Genomic DNA, 16,713 nt, shown 5'->3' with positions numbered 1-16,713 from the left:
TAATGAATTAAATGATAATAATAATCATTCGATCAACAGCTAAAGTGAGAGATTTTGATCTGCATCAGCAAACGAGAATGGAAATCGTTTGTATCCGATGGATATGTAGGCTCTTAGAGGGGACGAATATGAGGTTTTATCGGCGGCTAAGCGGAATTATCTGCATATTATGTTGAAATGGCTGATGGCGGCAGAAAGGCGAGCTAACGGCATAAGGTAAATGTTAGCTCCGCCTACTCCCTGTTTAAGCTAAATATTGCTGGAACCAAGCTATGGTGCGCTCCCAAGCTAAATCGGCGGCAGCTTTGTCATAACGCGGTGTTGAATCGTTATGAAAACCATGATTAACCCCGGGATAAATATAGGCTTCATAGGTTTTACCCGCCGCTTTAAGGGCTTCTTCGTAAGCTGGCCAACCCGCGTTGATATTGGTATCCAACTCAGCATAATGCAGCAATAGCGGGGCTTTGATGCGAGGGACATCCTCTGACTTCGCTTGACGACCATAGAAAGGCACCGCTGCGGCAAGCTCGGGGTAGGCGACAGCGGCAGCATTAGCGACTCCACCACCATAACAAAAGCCCGTAATACCGACCTTGCCGGTGGTTTCTTTGCTCGCCATGAGAAACTCTACTGCGGCAAAAAAATCATTCATCAACTTGGTCGGATCTATCTGCTGTTGCAGTTCACGCCCTTTATCATCATTACCGGGATATCCGCCGACAGAGCTGAGTCCATCAGGTGCGAGGGCAATAAAACCCGCTTTAGCAACACGGCGCGCGACGTCTTCAATATAGGGGTTTAATCCACGATTTTCGTGAACGACAACCACCGCAGGCAATGGGCCAGTCATTTTGGCCGGGCGAACCAAATAACCACGCACTTCGCCATGCCCATTAGGTGAGGGATAAGTGATATAGGAAGGAACGATGTCCGGATCAGTGAACTCCACCTGTTGAGCCAGCGCGTAGTTTGGGCTGAGTTGGCCCAAAATGGTTATTGCTGTCAGGCCACCGACGGCGTACTTTGCCGCCAGTTCAAGGAATTGCCGCTTGGTAATCTTTCCGTGGGCATAATAGTCATAGAGTTCGAGCAATTCAGGGGCGAAATCTTTCGCGGTAAGACGGGACATCTGCATGCTCCTTCCATTAGGCGTGAAATAATAACTTAGCAGATAGTCGCATTACTGTTGAACATTTTTTAACCATAAAAGGCCCGCAGATAAAAGTAAAAACCAGCCAATGGCTGGCTTTTATAGCGGCCTGATGCAGCCTGAGTTATCTGAACACCAAACCTTCATCGATTAACGGTGCTTGTCCGGCCCCGGTTACCAGTGCCACTTTACCCTTTAAAGACATGTTATCGCTCCTCTAGATGAAAATCATTCGCAATACTGTTTTAGTCCAACTCATCAAATCATATGACAAGTGATGGTTATGATAATGGGGCAGAAAAGTCATCTAATATAAAAATGGCAGATGATAAGTATTTAAAAAATAATGGCGTAGATGCTCATGTCTTGAAGGAAGATTTTTTTGGGTGATGGTAAAAACTCCAATTATGATATCTATGTAGAGAGAGACTCGGGGCAACTTTGGATCTTTAAGAAAAGTGGCAAGGGTGAAGGTATATCTACAGGTGAGTACATTAAATAGGACATTATTATGGATAAAACAACAGTAATGGCATATTTCTCTATTTATGGTGACTCTTTTGATGTTGATGATATTACCCGAGAACTATGCCTTCAGCCCAATGAGGTAAAAATCAAGGGAAGTATTCCTGATGGCAAGAAAAGGCCAAGCATTGAAACTGCTTGGAAATTATCTACGGGTGATGAAGTATCTTATGATATTAATGATCAATTAGATAAAATCATTACATTGCTTAATGGTAAAGAAAGTCAGTTACAATCCATTAAAAGTAAATATGACGTGAACTTTATTTTTTCACTTGTAGTTAAAATAGAAAATGGTGAAAAACCAGGAATGCATTTTAATACGGAAAAACTAGCTTTTATAAGCAAGGTCGGGGCTGAGATAGATATTGATTTATTTATAGTTAAACGCAATATAGCTATATAAGCTTCCGGCCAACTGGCCGGGATTTTTACTTTTATGCCCTAAAAACTCTCCCTTCCCACCATTGCAACCGAATCACACCGGGCGCAGCGGCCACCACGCTGAATGTAATGAAGTTTTACAACCTACCACGCTGGCGTGGCAGGTTGATTAGGGCTTTCCTGGCTAACACTCAATAATACCGATTCATTCGTCAGATCGACTTTGTCATGGGATTATTCGCATTGATACGAAACCTACGCCAAGAATCCGAGTATCCGAGCTTCCGGTAAGCTGCATAGGCGATACAGGTTTGGGGGGGATGAAGGTGATGCTATTGGCGCTCTCGCCTGCGAGGTCAACATCCAGACGGATTTCAGAGACACCTGCGGTGAGCGGAATACTGTATTCATGGCTACCTATCCTGACAAGAGTCGGTTCATGATCCTTCGCGCCAAAAGCCCGAGCATTCAGTATAAGAGAGAATTTCTGCGGCAGTGGGTCAGTAAATTTGAAGACGGCTTGTTGGGATGACCAGCGTCCCCATGGCTCGAGCCCATACAGACCTTGGGCGTCATCTATAAAGTCAGGAAAGCCAGTCCGTGTGAAGTCCATCCCGCTTATCAGGTCAGAGCTGTAGCGTGGGCCTAGAGCGTCTGCAATGTACCCTGCCTTTTGCTGAATTTGCTTTGCTGTCAGACTTGCCAAGTCTGGATGCGCGCTGTTATCCAGCTTATAGAACACCAATTCTTTGTTGTCACTCTGAAGCAACGGTGGTTGCTGGAGCAACTGAGATAATTCTTGAATAATCGCTTCGCCGTTGTCTGCATAGCCACGACGATCGATATAAATTCCATCGAAGCCGAGCCTGCGGATGACCTCAATCTGATGCGATATTGGTTCTTGTCCCAACGCACGATAGAACAAATCCCCTGGCCGCCCCTTCATACCGCCGTAGCTCCAATGCAGGGCTTTCGAATGCAGCACGCCAGCCATCATTTGGTAACTGTACAAGCGGTGCATTCTCGGTGTTTCAGGAAAGCCTATGTAAGGCAACTGATAAACCGCCCCCCCCGCAGGGAGCGTTTTTTCGATAGCGTGGATAAAGTCTCTGTCGTTATCGAACGAGGCCTTAACGGCCGCATTACAGTTTTTGCAGACGGACTTGGTCTGGTCGTACAAGCCTATGAACAACAGCACGACTGCAATGGCTGCAATGGCTACTGACTGATTGGCAAGCCGAGGCGCTTTCTTCTGCAATAAAAGCTGGAGCGAAATGAAGAAGAAAAGCAGGGCGCCGCAAGCGATGAAAATGCTGTCTCTGTTCCAACCTCTTATCAACGGGGATACGACCATGGCAAATAGCGAACCTAAGCCGCCTACAGTTGCAAACAGGAACAGCACAAATGTTGTGACCGCCAGAAGGCGAAGCCTATCATCGGATCCCGTCCGTGCGGGGATGAAGATTAGGTAAAGCAACGCCATCATAAAACCCGCAGCACCGATGATACCCAGCGAAGAAGTTGCATTTTCGTTGGTTAAAGGGTTATGTTGATACTTCTGGGCGACCTGCCTAAATTGCGAAATCCGGTGGTCTATCCGCGGCATCAACAACTGCATCATCTTCAGCCCATACATTTCAGATTCGATAATTGAACGCTGAGCCACCTCCGGATTAGGACCGACCTTATGAGTCCCTAGCACGTTAGGCGCGAGGTTTAACATCACACCCAAAATGGTTGCACTGATGAGTAGCGCCGCTTTTTTCGCACCGTGGGAGCTTCGAGATTTGATAGCGCTCATGACACCGGCTGTGGCGAGAATAATCACCCCGAACAAAGCGTAATACACTCCGAAAGAGGCGAGAACCAGCATGCCGGCAGCGGACGCTACGAGTTTGCGAAGCGTCGATTTAAGTCCCGTGTAATAGGTTGGCCCGCGGGTCAGATAGATATCCAATGCCAGATAGAAAAACAGCGGGGCGACAAAATACCAAGTGTAAAAAAGATGCTCTAACCGAAGGAAGTGGAAGGGGACAAACGTGTAAAGGACGCTCATCGCCACAGCAAAACTGCGATTCAGAGAGAAAGCCCGAGCGGTCACGTAAGTTGCAACGAAGCAGGAAGCAAATCCAAATAAAAAGAATAGATTCACTCCACCCACCCAGCCTCCACTTATCAGAGCGAATGCTTTGATCAATAAGTGAGCGCCCGAATCTGAACCTGGGAAATCTAGGAAGCTTGAACCGAATGGATAACCACTTCGGACGTTATCGAATAGCCAGCCTTCCGTGACTCTTTGCGCCATCCAAGCATGGAACAATCCATCACGCGTATAGGCATAGGGGGTTGTCAGGTTGGGCATCAAGCCGTCGGGTAGGCCGCTCATGAAAATGCTTGCGAGGAAGAAAGTCGCAATCGCCCCGATGATTATCAGCTTCCAGTCGGCGGCAAACGTCATCCGCCATGTTGGATAAGCGCTCATTTTAGTATCACTATATGTAATTGGTTTAATTATAGATTTCAATGCATTCCCCAGCGCGGTTAGTCAAAATTCACGCGTTCGCTTTCGATGACTAACGGCATATTGCGGATTTTAGTGTGAACCGAGCCCAAGTACTCCCCAAGCATCCCCAAGAACAGGATCTGTACCGAGCTGAAAAAGAACAGAGAAATGAGCAACGGCGCAATACCCATCTGGAAGGAGTCCCAGAATGCCAACTTCGCGATCAAGAACCCAAATGCGGCTAACAGGCTGAACCCTGCGAGCAGTGCGCCGCCTATCACCATCAGCCGTAGCGGCACTTTGGAGTGATTGGTAATGCCAAGCATAGCAATGTCATACAACGTATAGAAATTGTTCTTGGTTATGCCGCGCATGCGCCGCGGCTGCTTGAATGGCACGGTCGCGATCGGGAAGCCTATCTCACACAGCAGACCACGGAAATACGGGTAAGGGTCGTCAATCTTCTTCAGTATGTCTAGAACAGCCCGGTCGAATAGACCAGCCCCCGTGGCGTTCTGCACCAACGGTACTTCGGAGATTCGCGTGACGAAGCGATAGTAGATACGGCGAGCGATGAACATTAGGCGCGACTCTTCGCTTTCCGGTTTCACCGCCATAACTGTCTTGAAACCCTCCTCCCACTTTTTCACGAACTCTTCGATCATTTCGGGCGGGTCTTGCAAGTCAGAGGCAATCAATACTGCGGCATCACCCCGAGCCTGAAGCAAAGCATAGTACGGCGAGCGGATATGGCCGAAATTTCGCGCGTTCAAGATGAGCTTTACCCGCTTGTCTTGGGCAGCCAATGCACGTAACTTGACGAGGCTGTTATCAGTCGAACAGTTATCGATGAAGATATGTTCGTAATCGTAGTCAAGGCGCGCCATAACGTTGATGATGCGCTGGTAAAGTTCATCAATATTGGCTTCTTCATTGTAGCAAGGTGTCACTATGCTGATGAGTTTACGCATGATTGAATATATACCTGTTGTTAATGACAAATGAGAGTAGAGCCATCGGCACAATTAATGCGATGCCAGCTAAATAGGGGGTCGCGCCCAGTAATGTAAGCGCAGCAATACCTGCCACGTTGGCACCGTAGACAACGGTATACCCGGCTACGAAACGGAAGATGAGTCTATTTTTTTTCGAACCAAACACCAAGGTACCGATGCTTTTAAAGTTGAACAAAACGCCGAGGATTGTGGCCAGTAGCAGAGCCATGCTGTAATGCAGACCGAGGTAGAGAAAACCAGCAAAACAGCCGTAGCCGAATACCGCATTCATCACACCCACCAACAAAAAACGGACCAGCTTTATCTTTAGAAACGCGCGAATTCGTGTCCGTACTTTTTCAGTCTTCTGCATGCCGCGCCTGCTTGATCTCATGCATCACGCCGCTCAGCGAAGAATCGGCGGGTACATAGCCGAACAATTGCTCGGCCTTGCGATTGTACGAATAATAATGAGTCTTTTGGCCTGTGGCATTCACCTGGGGCTGCTCACCTACAATCGTAAAGTTCAGGCCGAACTGCTCGCCCAAAGCTGCGAGCAACTCAAATTTTCCTACGGGCGCGAGGCTGTAACAGTCCACGGCACTGTTGCATGCTGGAGCCTGCAGTATTCGGTCGATTAACTGCATGAAGTCAGCAGGAGTAAGGTAGTCCCGCAGCATGTCGTCTGGTGAAACTTCCAGAACCGTCCCAGCATGCAGTGCCCTTAGGATATCGCTAAGGAAGAACCGTGCCTCGCGCGCCTGACGATGACTGAAGTAGCTGAATACACGAACATCGACGATAGCCGCATCCGGCAGCGCTCGATGGCGACACTCGGTCTGGAATTTGGCAGCGCCATACCAATGCTGCGGCAACAGGGCATTGATTGGAAAAACTGCAGTCGAGGTCTCGGTGATCGGGGCTGTAAAATTGGAGCCATAGGCAGCGCCGCTACTGAGATAGATGTATTTGCACTCGGGGTGGCTGCGCAGATAGGCCAGGGCAAGATTGTCATAGTGTTCGGTGACGGTAAATATGGCTTGACCCATTTGTAATGCTCTGGCTGGGTCGCCTACGCCAACGAAGTTGATGATCGCATCGAACTGGCAGCGATCATCGAAGCTGGCGTAGGTGGCGACGGCAAACCCCTTGCGCACCGCAGTCTCTTGAAGCTCGGCATCCAACGCGTTGGGTGCTCGGACGAACAGGGTGCACTGGTAAGTCGTAGACTGGATGCTGGCTATCAGGTCCTTGGCGATATGGCTGTTCGCCCCTAGGATGGCAAGTCTCATTGACCCAGTTCCAGTAACGGCGATTGTTCGTTGATGGGGCGGCCGAACTCAAGACGCGGTCGGCATTCCCGTGCATCTGGCATCAACACCTCAATCAGCATCGGCTTTCCATTCGCCAAGAACTCAGCGACCGCAACCTTGAGGGTTTCCAGGTCGTTCAAGCTCCGCGAATCGATGCCGTAGGCAGCACCCAGTGCCTGGAACTGTGATGTGTAGCCATCCCAGTAAGTTGAGGAGTTACGACCCTCGAAGTACATTTCCTGAAAGCCACGCACCATACCCAAGGAGTGGTTGTTCAATACCACGGTGAGGATGGGGAGACGTTCACGGGCGATGATATCCAGCTCCTGAATATTCAGTTGGGCGCCACCATCGCCAGTAATCACCACTACTGGCTTACCGCCAGCGATGCAGGCGCCCACCGCAGTGGGAATGGCAAAGCCCATCGTACCCAACCCACCGGAATGGTGCATGGCCTGATGAGAGCCTAGGCGCAAGGTGTGCGCGGCCCACATCTGATTGTTGCCCACATCGACGACGTAATCTAGCGCTTGACCTTCAGCCAGTTCGTTGAAGGTACTGAACAATTCGAAAGGGCTGATACTCCAGTCCGTGTACTCGTCCTTGAACGACTGCTCGAACACCTGCGCTAGGTGCGCTTGCCAAGCAGAGGGAACGGATCGAAGGTTTGGAGCATGGGTGACGAACGAGGCAAATACCGCCTCAAGGTTGGCGTTGATTGACTGTTGCGCCTTTACCCTGTTATCCAACTGGGCAGCATCCAGATCGAACTGCACGATGTGCGCATTGCGCGCGAAGGTTTCCGTCTTTGCGCCGGTTTGGCGCACATCCATGCGGCTGCCGAACACGATCAGCAGGTCGCAGTTCTGCACTGCATAATTAGCCGCTCGGGTGCCATAGGCCCCCAGCATTCCAAGGTAATGCTCGCTGGCGGGTAGTTTCTCGGCGCCCTTAAGGCTTGCAACGTGAGGAATGCCCAGTTTACTGACCTCACTCAACCATTGGCTGAACCCTGGCATATTTACTGCGCCGCCACCAATAAGGAACACTGGTTTCTGCGCTTTTTCCAACAATGCCCATACATCGCCGTACGAGGCGCTTTGCGCCGGGGCTAACGAAGACTCGTAGGCCCAGACGCTTAATAATTCATCCAATACCGCCTCGTCCACCTCGGCTCGCTGGATGTCCATGGGGATGTCCAGCAACACAGGGCCTGGGCGACCTGCTCGAGCGATGGTAATCGCTTTGAGCAAGCAGGGAATCAGTTCATCAACGTGCCTGACTTGATGAGCATACTTGGTGATACTACTCACCAACGCGACGCTATCAAGCTCTTGAAAACCTTGTTGACGTATGGCCCGTTCCCCTTTGAGCTCATGCGTATTGACTTGGCCGGTCAGGAATAGACACGGATGGCTGTCCAGCCAGCAATCGGCAATTCCCGTGATCAGGTTCGTGGCACCAGGGCCACTAGTGCCTAATGCCACGCCCATCACATTGTGATTCGTCGCACGTGCGACAGCCGATGCAGCGAAGGCGGCGCCTTGCTCATGGTGCATTGAGACCAACTTGGTCTTACCAAGCAAATTAATGCTGTCCACCAAATGGGTAATCATTCCACCGATGAGCTCAAAACCATAGATGACTTGGGTGTCCGCTAGGACTTTTGCTACTGCATCAGATGCTTTCATAAGTTAGAAACCGATCCCGAAGAACTCTTCCAGTTTTTCACCAACGTAGTCGAAATGCTCTTGGCCCAACGACGGTTGCACGCCCAGCCAGAAGGTCTGGTTCATGGTGCGATCGGTGTTGGTAAGCTCGCCCACCACGCGGTATTCCACATCATGGAAGTACGGCTGGCGAGTCAGGTTGCCTGCGAAAAGAAGCCGGGTGCCGATCTTGTTCTGATCAAGAAACTTCAGCAAATCTACACGCTTGACGCCAGCAGTCTCTTTCAAGGTAACCGGGAAACCGAACCAGGATGGCTCACTGTTTGGCGTAGGCTCGGCGATTTCCAAGAAGGCGCTGAGGCTAGACAAACGCTCTTTCAGCAGCTTGAAGTTGCGCTTGCGGGTCTCGATGAATTTCGGCGCGCTATCCAACTGAGCCAAGCCGCAGGCAGCTTGCATATCGGTGATTTTAAGGTTGTAGCCCAAGTGCGCGTACACATACTTGTGATCGTAACCTTGCGGCAGGCTACCGAACTGCTGTCCGAAACGGTTGCCGCAGGTGTCGTCACAACCTGGCGCGCAGTAGCAGTCACGGCCCCAATCACGGAACGATTCAGCGATCAGTCTCAGTTGGGCGTTGTTTGTAAACACTGCACCGCCTTCACCCATGGTGATGTGGTGGGCAGGATAGAAGCTGAGTGTGGCGATGTCGCCAAAGGTGCCGACCATCTTGCCGTCGTATGTCGCGCCCAACGCGTCACAACAATCTTCGACCAGCCATAGGTTGTACTTTTCACACAGCGCTTTCACCTTGCCCAGATTGAATGGGTTGCCCAAGGTGTGAGCAAGCATTATAGCCTTGGTCTTCGGCGTGATGGCCGCTTCGATCAAGTCTGCGTTGATGTTGTGGGTGTTCATTTCAACATCGACGAACACAGGGATCGCACCGAACTGAACGATCGGGTTGACGGTAGTCGGGAAACCGGCAGCGACGCCAATGACTTCGTCGCCTTTTTTGATTGCACGATCACCGAGTTTCGGTGAAGTGAGGGTGCTGAACGCAACTAAGTTGGCCGAAGAACCTGAGTTCACGGTCAGTAGGTAGTTCACACCCAGGAACGCAGCGAGCTTCTTCTCGAATTCAGCGTTGAAGCGACCAGTGGTCAGCCAGCCGTCCAGCGAGGCCTCAACCATCAGTTGCAGTTCACGCGCGCCGATTACCTTGCCCGATGGAGGGATGACGGTTTCGCCTCCGACAAAAGGTTTAGCCGCCAAGGCAGTCTGGGCGTAGCGCTCAACGAGCTGGCTGATTTCCTGACGGAGCATATCGGAGGTCATAGTATTTCCTGTTCAAGCTAATTATCGGTTAGGTGTCAGTGGCATGGCTGCCATATAGCTATTGATTTCTTCTACGCAACGGGCATGCATGTCATCGCCCTGCAACCAGGCGCGATGCCAGTTGACGATGCGAGTCAGCGTTGTCTCCAGGTTCCATGTTGGCTCCCACTTCAGGTGAGTGCGGGCCTTGGATATATCCAGTTTTAAATAACGTGCCTCGTGCGGTTGCGGGTCGCTGTCAAGCTGCCAGCTAGCGCCCCCTCCCCACGCCTGCACCATGTGATCGAGTATCCATTCAACAGGTTGAGCGTCTTCATCACGAGGACCGAAGTTCCAACCCTGAGCAAATAACTGGCCATGCTCCCATAGATGCTGGGCCAGAACAAGGTAACCGCTTAGCGGCTCAAGTACGTGCTGCCAAGGGCGAGTAGCCTTCGGGTTACGCACAACAGCGGGCTTACTCTGTTCGACAGCACGCAGGATGTCGGGAATCAACCGATCGTCGGCCCAATCCCCTCCCCCGATGACATTGCCGGCGCGCGCCGAGGCCAACGCAGCGGAGCGTTCGGTATTGAAGAACGAGTTGCGATAAGCACTGGTGACTAATTCCACACAGCCCTTACTGTTGCTGTACGGATCATGGCCACCCATGGGCTCATTCTCGCGATAGCCCCATTCCCATTCCTGGTTCTCGTAACATTTGTCGGTGGTGACATTCACGATGGCACGTAGGCTGGGGCACTTACGCGCAGCCTCCAACACATGAACGGTGCCCATGACGTTGGTGGAGTAGGTTTCGACAGGCTCGCGGTACGACAGCCTAACCAGCGGTTGAGCCGCCATGTGAATCAGGATGTCTGGATTGAAGGCAACCATGCTCTCAGTAACGGCATGCAGGTCGCGAATGTCGCCTATCTGCGACTCTATGCCCCGTTCAACCTGCGCCTCTTCGAACAGTGAAGGCGTTGTTGGCGGTGCCAAGGCAAAGCCTTTCACCTGAGCACCCATGCCCTGCAGCCATAAAGCCAGCCAGCTACCCTTGAAGCCAGTATGGCCGGTGAGGAAAACCTTTTTGCCTTTCCAGAAGTCAGCGGAGACAGAAGCTTTCATATCGTTCTCAGTCCCAAGTTTTCCATGGCGCATCACCGCTCTGCCACAACTTCTCAAGCAGATTTTTGTCGTGCAGGGTATCCATCGGTTGCCAGAAGCCCTGGTGCTCGAAGGCCATCAGTTGGCCCTGTTCGGCGAGGCTCATCAGCGGGCCCTGTTCCCATACCGTACTATCCCCTTCTAGGTAATCCAGCACCTGAGGAGAAAGCACGAAGAAGCCGCCATTGATCATAGCGCCGTCGCCTTTAGGTTTTTCCTTGAAGTTCAGGACCTGGCCTTCACTGATGTCCAGTGCGCCAAAGCGGCCTGGCGGAAAGGTCGCAGTGAGTGTGGCAGCTTTGCCGTGGCTCTTGTGGAAGGCGACGGCAGCACTGATGTCCATGCTTCCCACGCCATCGCCGTAGGTGAAGCAAAAAGCCTCATCATCACGCACATAGTCTGCCACACGGCGCAGACGACCACCTGTCATCGACGTTTCGCCCGTGTCGACCAACGTCACATTCCAGTCTTCAGCACGCTGGTCATGAATCTTCATGGTGTTTTCGCGCATGTTGAACGTGATGTCTGACATATGCAGGAAGTAGTTGGCGAAGTATTCCTTGATAATGTAACCCTTGTAGCCACAGCAAATAATGAAATCATTGATGCCGTGGGAGGAGTACATTTTCATGATGTGCCACAGAATCGGCTTGCCGCCGATTTTAACCATAGGCTTGGGCTGCGTACCGGTCTCTTCGCTTAAACGCGTGCCGAGCCCACCTGCCAGAATGACCGCTTTCATAACCGTTCCTTTTTAGTTCGAACTCACGAATGCATCGGAGTAAAAGTGTTTGACAGGTAACCCAGCAATAGCCAATGCTTCACGGGCGGACTGAATCATGTTTTCCGAACCACAGGCGTAAACCACAGCTTGGGTGAGGTCGATTCCATCATCCAGCAGGACGTTCTGTACGTAGCCTGTACGCCCCTGCCAGTCCGCGCTGGCTCGCGATAATACTGGAATAAACACCGCGTTCAGCCTCTCAAACTGGGGAGTCCAATAAATGTCATCTACGGTACGCCCGCCCCAATATATGAGAATTTTCTTGTCGGCTACCAGATCGGGGTTGTTTAGCAGTTGCTCAAGCATCGCCTTCACTGGCGCAATGCCAGTGCCGGTAGCGAGAAACACGATTGTGCTGGCGTCTTTGTCTCGCAAGCAGAAGGTGCCGAGTGGGCCTTCAAGGCGAAGCAGGTCATTCGGTTTGGCGCTACCGAACCAGTAGCTTGACATCTCGCCTTGCTTGACTTCGCGGATCTGCAGTTCCAGTTTGCCATCGGTGCGTGGGGCATTGGCAATGGAGTAACTGCGGCGCAGGCCGCCATTACCGATCACGTCCAGATATTGACCAGGAAGGTAATGCAGCTTGCTGGCAGGAGGAACTCGCAAGATCACTTCCACAACGTTATCGGTCAGACGGGTGATCGTGTCTATGCGGCAAGGGAGAGTTTTGACCTCGATGTCGCCCAGAGCGCCAATGTCTTCGGCATCAATCTCGACATCGCTTATGGCATGGCGGCAGCAGGTAAGAATTATTCCGGCTGCAACTTCCTCGGTAGTCAGTGACGTTTCTTCCCTGAGAGCTTCAGTATCACCGCTAAGTACGGTGGCTTTACACACGCCGCAACGACCCGTGCGACAGCTGTATTCCAAGGTAATGCCCGCTACTTTGGCGCTGTCCAACAGCGAGGTACCGAGGTCAGAAATGAATGTCTGTCCATTGTTAAGTTTTACTGAAACCATGGATTATTGGATTCGAATTTTGAAAGGCCATTATTTGAAAGGCCATTATTTGAAAGGCCATTATTTGAAAGTCCATTAGAATATACTATCTACTTATAGCTGTCATTATATCAAAGCTAACCGTGCGACCTTAACCATCGGTCAGATGCAGCTCAATAATGCCCAGCTCACTGGCTATGATAGTATCGAGGAGAGATCCGCGGAAACACACCTATAGCCAGTGCTATAACACCGGAACAACGGCGGATACAAGAACTTGAAAAGCGGGTATGGCAGTTGCTGAGCGACAATGACTTATTAGAAAAGGTTTCGGCTTTCTTCGCTATGGAAATGAACAACGACAAAAAGTCGCGGTGAAACTAAAGAAGGCCTGTGCAAATATCCAACAGGTCTGCCGCTGTTTATTGCTCACGCGCAGGTGAGTATGAGATTGACCTTTATAGTCCTCAATACGCGCCAGCAGCTCTGGGATACGATTAAGCTCAAGGGCAGGTCGGGTGTCCTGAGTGAGGCGATATTGTGAGTACTGTTCACAGGAAATTGATACATTTCCAGGTTTTTGAACACCTTTTCGCTGTGTTGCTCAGACCATTGCTTATTAGCGGCATGCCAGTGCCGGGCAATAGCTTCGAATGTTTGAGTGGTATCAGGTAAAACTTTTCGCGCACTTAACCTCACTGGGGGCGGAGCCCCCGGCAATCAATTTGCGTGCGGCGTCGTGTTTGACCCTAGCCTCTGAAAGGGAGGGGGCAGGGTAGACGCCCAATGCTAAGGTATTTTCTTTACCGAGATAGCGATAACGTAGCCGCCAATATTTTGCCCCATAGGGATTAACCAGCAAATACATGCCATCGCTGTCGGTCAGTTTGTAAGGGTTATCTTCGGTTTTTGCTGACCCGCATTTGTGCCCATAGGTGTCACTTTATGTAGGTGGAATCAGGTTGAAATCAGTTGGTATGGAGTAGGGGATGATAGCTGGCACTGCAGGGTTTTAAATGTAAAAACGGACGTCAATCGACGTCCATTTATAGAATAGTGGTGCCCGGACTCGGAATCGAACCAAGGACACGGGGATTTTCAATCCCCTGCTCTACCGACTGAGCTATCCGGGCAACGGGGCGCATTAAACCGTATTGGCTGCTGATCGTCAACGGATTTATAACTTAAAACCACGAAAACAGTGTTGATCGCTCTCTTTTCAGACAAAAAAAGAAAAAATCCCTGCAAAACGTGGTTCCCCAGCTTTAGCTGAGTGCTCCATTTTTACGGCATTGTGCAACGTCTAAAACGTCTTCAGCGAGACGCTTGGCAACGTCGACATCTTGCCATTGACGTTTAACCAGCAGTTTGCTTAGGCACCCCTCTAATATCAGCTCCATTTGTTGTGCGACCATGCTGGCATCATCAGCATCCATCTCTTGCAACAGTTCCTGAGTATAGTGCAACGACGCTTGTTTCTGCTGTTCCGCTAACTGGTGAATGGGGTGATCGTCATCAGGGTAGAAGCTGCACGCGGCAATAAACAGACAACCAGGGTAGCGCTGATTTTTTACTTGTTCACTCAGTGTTTGGTAACGCGCAAGTAACTTTTGTTTTGGCGATAATGTCTCGTCCAACTGCAATTGGCGCCGCCAAGTATCAATCTGCTGACCATGGTAGCGTAGGCAATCATACAATAATGCCTCGCGATCAGGCCAAAATCGGGTCAGATCACTGACTTCAGCTGAGACTTCTTCTGCCAGCATCTCCAACGTAGTATTGGCTAGCCCTTGCTGCTCTAACAGATTGAGTGCACTGCTTAAAACTTGTTCACGTTGCACGTTGCTCTCCTCCAACATCTTATCTGGCAAGTGTGGTTGACCACAGCCAATTGCGCAAATAGCGAAAAACACACCAGCACTCTCTACCTGCGGACTGAGTACCTTATCACTACTGCCGCGAGATTTTGTGAACTCTTTGTCATTCCTATTTTGCGCCTCCAGTCTGTTGAGTGCGTGATGCCATTGACAGCATGACGCAGTCTGTGAAGCAGGGCGCATTTTATTGTGCATCTGCCTATAACGATGAATTAATAACTCATTATTCCTGTTCTTTTGCCCGATGGTTTATTGGAACGCGGTTTCTATAATGACTATCGTGAATCGTAGAATAAGGATTGAAAATGAGTCTCCAAAATTATCCTAATCAGTTCCGCCGCAACCTACAACAAGGGCAAACCTTGATTGGCTGCTGGAGTGCGCTGGCAAATCATATTTCAGCCGAAGTATTAGGTCTGGCGGGCTTCGACTGGTTGGTGTTGGATGGTGAACATGCCCCGAACGACGTCACGACATTTATTCCGCAGTTAATGGCGCTGAAAGGCAGCAATAGTGCGCCAGTTGTGCGTGCACCCTGCAATGAACCCATCATTATCAAACGATTACTGGATATCGGGTTCTACAACTTTCTGATTCCTTTTGTCGAAAGTGAAGAGGAAGCCATTCGTGCGGTTGCCTCAACCCGTTATCCACCGGCAGGTATTCGCGGTGTATCCGTGTCTCATCGCGGCAATAATTACGGCACAGTGCCAGATTACTTCGCCACCATTAACGACAACATCACCGTGCTGGTACAGATCGAAAGTCAACAAGGCGTTGATAATTTAGATGCTATCGCTGCTGTCGATGGTGTGGATGGCATTTTTGTCGGGCCGGGTGACCTCTCCGCTGCACTGGGTTACTTGGGGCAGCCGAATCATCCTGAAGTCCAAAAAGTGATTCGCCATATATTCGAACGCGCTAAAGCGCAAGGGAAGCCCAGTGGCATTCTGGCCCCAGTAGAAGCGGATGCTCGTCGTTATCTGGAATGGGGGGCAACCTTTGTGGCGGTCGGCAGTGATTTGGGCGTCTTCCGTAATGCGACCCAAGCCTTGTGCGACAAATTTAAAAAATAGCGATCAATCTGTTTTAGCCATTGAGTACCGCCGCATTGGCGGCCCGGCGACTTAATTGAGGAGTGACAAATGAAAATCGGCTTTATTGGTTTAGGGATTATGGGAAAACCAATGAGTAAAAATCTGCTGAAGGCAGGCTACTCATTAACTGTCCTTGATCGAAATAGTGCGGTATTGGATGAACTACTCAGTGCCGGTGCCAGCACAGCGACAACGCCAAAAGCGCTGGCAGCCGAGTGCGATATTATTATTACTATGTTGCCGAATTCACCGCATGTGAAAGAGGTGGTGCTGGGTGAGAATGGCGTGATTGAGGGTGCGAAGCCCGGCACGGTGCTGATTGACATGAGTTCTATTGCGCCATTGGTTAGTCGCGAAATCAGCGAAGCGCTAGCAGAAAAGCAGGTTGCGATGTTGGATGCGCCGGTCAGTGGGGGGGAACCTAAAGCTATTGATGGCACTTTGTCTGTGATGGTAGGTGGCGATAAAGCGGTCTTCGATAAATGTTATGACGTGATGAAAGCCATGGGTGGTTCGGTGGTGCACACCGGTGATATCGGCGCGGGTAATGTGACAAAACTGGCAAACCAAGTGGTGGTAGCACTGAATATTGCCGCGATGTCTGAAGCCTTGGTACTCGCGACCAAAGCGGGTGTGAACCCAGATCTGGTTTTCCAAGCTATCCGTGGTGGTTTGGCAGGCAGTACCGTGCTGGAAGCTAAAGCGCCGATGGTGATGGATCGCAACTTCAAACCGGGTTTTCGCATTGATTTGCATATCAAAGACTTGGCTAATGCCTTGGATACTTCGCACGGTGTTGGTGCACAACTGCCCCTAACTGCCGCCGTTATGGAGATGATGCAAGCACTGAAAGCCGATGGATTGGGCAACGCAGATCACAGCGCATTGGCCTGCTATTACGAGACATTGGCTAAAGTTGAAGTGACACGTTAATCAGTGGTGCCGGTGCCCTTGTGGCATCGGATAGCTCATGAGATTAAACCATT

The 16,713-nt window shown here is 50.6% G+C and carries 15 protein-coding genes, 1 tRNA gene and 1 pseudogene; 4 read left to right on the top strand and 13 right to left on the bottom strand.

Annotation, left to right across the window (positions count from 1 at the left end; genetic code table 11):
• Positions 1 to 244 precede the first annotated feature (244 nt).
• On the bottom strand, positions 245 to 1,132 hold the full coding sequence (yghX, locus tag ACIOG0_RS19890) for a YghX family hydrolase (protein WP_050099712.1): 888 nt from the start codon (positions 1,130 to 1,132) through the stop codon (positions 245 to 247).
• 403 nt (positions 1,133 to 1,535) lie between these two features.
• Between yghX and ACIOG0_RS19885 the strand changes: the two genes are divergently transcribed.
• A complete protein-coding gene (locus ACIOG0_RS19885; protein WP_164908404.1) occupies positions 1,536 to 1,655 on the top strand; it encodes a polymorphic toxin type 33 domain-containing protein in 120 nt (39 codons plus the stop codon).
• Positions 1,656 to 1,664: 9 nt separating this feature from the next.
• Complete coding sequence (locus tag ACIOG0_RS19880) at positions 1,665 to 2,084, top strand: DUF4279 domain-containing protein (RefSeq protein WP_128451793.1); 420 nt, start codon at positions 1,665 to 1,667, stop codon at positions 2,082 to 2,084.
• Positions 2,085 to 2,288: 204 nt separating this feature from the next.
• Here the strand turns inward: ACIOG0_RS19880 and ACIOG0_RS19875 are convergent, their stop codons facing one another.
• The 12 genes and pseudogenes from ACIOG0_RS19875 to ACIOG0_RS19820 form a co-directional block, all read right to left on the bottom strand.
• A complete protein-coding gene (locus tag ACIOG0_RS19875) occupies positions 2,289 to 4,586 on the bottom strand; it encodes a DUF7024 domain-containing protein (RefSeq protein WP_339376283.1) in 2,298 nt (765 codons plus the stop codon).
• Positions 4,587 to 4,603: 17 nt separating this feature from the next.
• Positions 4,604 to 5,536, bottom strand: coding sequence for a glycosyltransferase family 2 protein (locus ACIOG0_RS19870; RefSeq protein WP_050099715.1), 933 nt, complete (start codon positions 5,534 to 5,536; stop codon positions 4,604 to 4,606).
• Positions 5,529 to 5,933 (bottom strand): GtrA family protein, encoded by a 405-nt coding sequence (locus ACIOG0_RS19865; protein WP_050099717.1) that lies wholly within the window; start codon positions 5,931 to 5,933, stop codon positions 5,529 to 5,531. Before ACIOG0_RS19865 ends, ACIOG0_RS19870 begins: the two co-directional genes overlap by 8 nt.
• Positions 5,920 to 6,852, bottom strand: a complete 933-nt coding sequence (locus ACIOG0_RS19860; protein ID WP_128451790.1) for an NAD(P)-dependent oxidoreductase — start codon at positions 6,850 to 6,852, stop codon at positions 5,920 to 5,922. Before ACIOG0_RS19860 ends, ACIOG0_RS19865 begins: the two co-directional genes overlap by 14 nt.
• Positions 6,849 to 8,564, bottom strand: a complete 1,716-nt coding sequence (locus ACIOG0_RS19855) for a thiamine pyrophosphate-binding protein (protein WP_050099720.1) — start codon at positions 8,562 to 8,564, stop codon at positions 6,849 to 6,851. Before ACIOG0_RS19855 ends, ACIOG0_RS19860 begins: the two co-directional genes overlap by 4 nt.
• Before the next feature lie 3 nt (positions 8,565 to 8,567).
• Positions 8,568 to 9,881: a lipopolysaccharide biosynthesis protein RfbH gene (gene rfbH, locus ACIOG0_RS19850; RefSeq protein WP_050099722.1), complete on the bottom strand. Its 1,314-nt coding sequence runs from the start codon at positions 9,879 to 9,881 to the stop codon at positions 8,568 to 8,570.
• Between the two features lie 21 nt (positions 9,882 to 9,902).
• Positions 9,903 to 10,991, bottom strand: a complete 1,089-nt coding sequence (rfbG, locus tag ACIOG0_RS19845; protein ID WP_050141169.1) for a CDP-glucose 4,6-dehydratase — start codon at positions 10,989 to 10,991, stop codon at positions 9,903 to 9,905.
• Between the two features lie 7 nt (positions 10,992 to 10,998).
• Positions 10,999 to 11,772, bottom strand: coding sequence for a glucose-1-phosphate cytidylyltransferase (gene rfbF / locus ACIOG0_RS19840; protein ID WP_050099724.1), 774 nt, complete (start codon positions 11,770 to 11,772; stop codon positions 10,999 to 11,001).
• Between the two features lie 12 nt (positions 11,773 to 11,784).
• Positions 11,785 to 12,774, bottom strand: a complete 990-nt coding sequence (locus tag ACIOG0_RS19835; protein ID WP_050099726.1) for an FAD-binding oxidoreductase — start codon at positions 12,772 to 12,774, stop codon at positions 11,785 to 11,787.
• A gap of 489 nt (positions 12,775 to 13,263) precedes the next feature.
• Positions 13,264 to 13,639 (bottom strand): annotated as a pseudogene (locus ACIOG0_RS19830) (tyrosine-type recombinase/integrase); the annotation flags it as partial.
• Between the two features lie 171 nt (positions 13,640 to 13,810).
• Positions 13,811 to 13,886 (bottom strand) — tRNA-Phe (locus ACIOG0_RS19825).
• A gap of 132 nt (positions 13,887 to 14,018) precedes the next feature.
• A complete protein-coding gene (locus tag ACIOG0_RS19820) occupies positions 14,019 to 14,594 on the bottom strand; it encodes a transcriptional regulator (protein WP_050100127.1) in 576 nt (191 codons plus the stop codon).
• Positions 14,595 to 14,935: 341 nt separating this feature from the next.
• On the opposite strand from ACIOG0_RS19820, the gene garL reads away from it, so the two are divergent.
• Positions 14,936 to 15,706, top strand: a complete 771-nt coding sequence (gene garL / locus ACIOG0_RS19815) for a 2-dehydro-3-deoxyglucarate aldolase (protein ID WP_050099727.1) — start codon at positions 14,936 to 14,938, stop codon at positions 15,704 to 15,706.
• A gap of 69 nt (positions 15,707 to 15,775) precedes the next feature.
• On the top strand, positions 15,776 to 16,660 hold the full coding sequence (gene garR, locus ACIOG0_RS19810) for a 2-hydroxy-3-oxopropionate reductase (RefSeq protein ID WP_050099728.1): 885 nt from the start codon (positions 15,776 to 15,778) through the stop codon (positions 16,658 to 16,660).
• Positions 16,661 to 16,713 lie beyond the last annotated feature (53 nt).

The sequence above is a fragment of the Yersinia vastinensis genome (assembly GCF_044905075.1).
Lineage (GTDB): Bacteria > Pseudomonadota > Gammaproteobacteria > Enterobacterales > Enterobacteriaceae > Yersinia > Yersinia vastinensis.
Note: the sequence above shows the minus strand (reverse complement) of the source record. Positions and strands in the feature narration are given on the sequence as shown.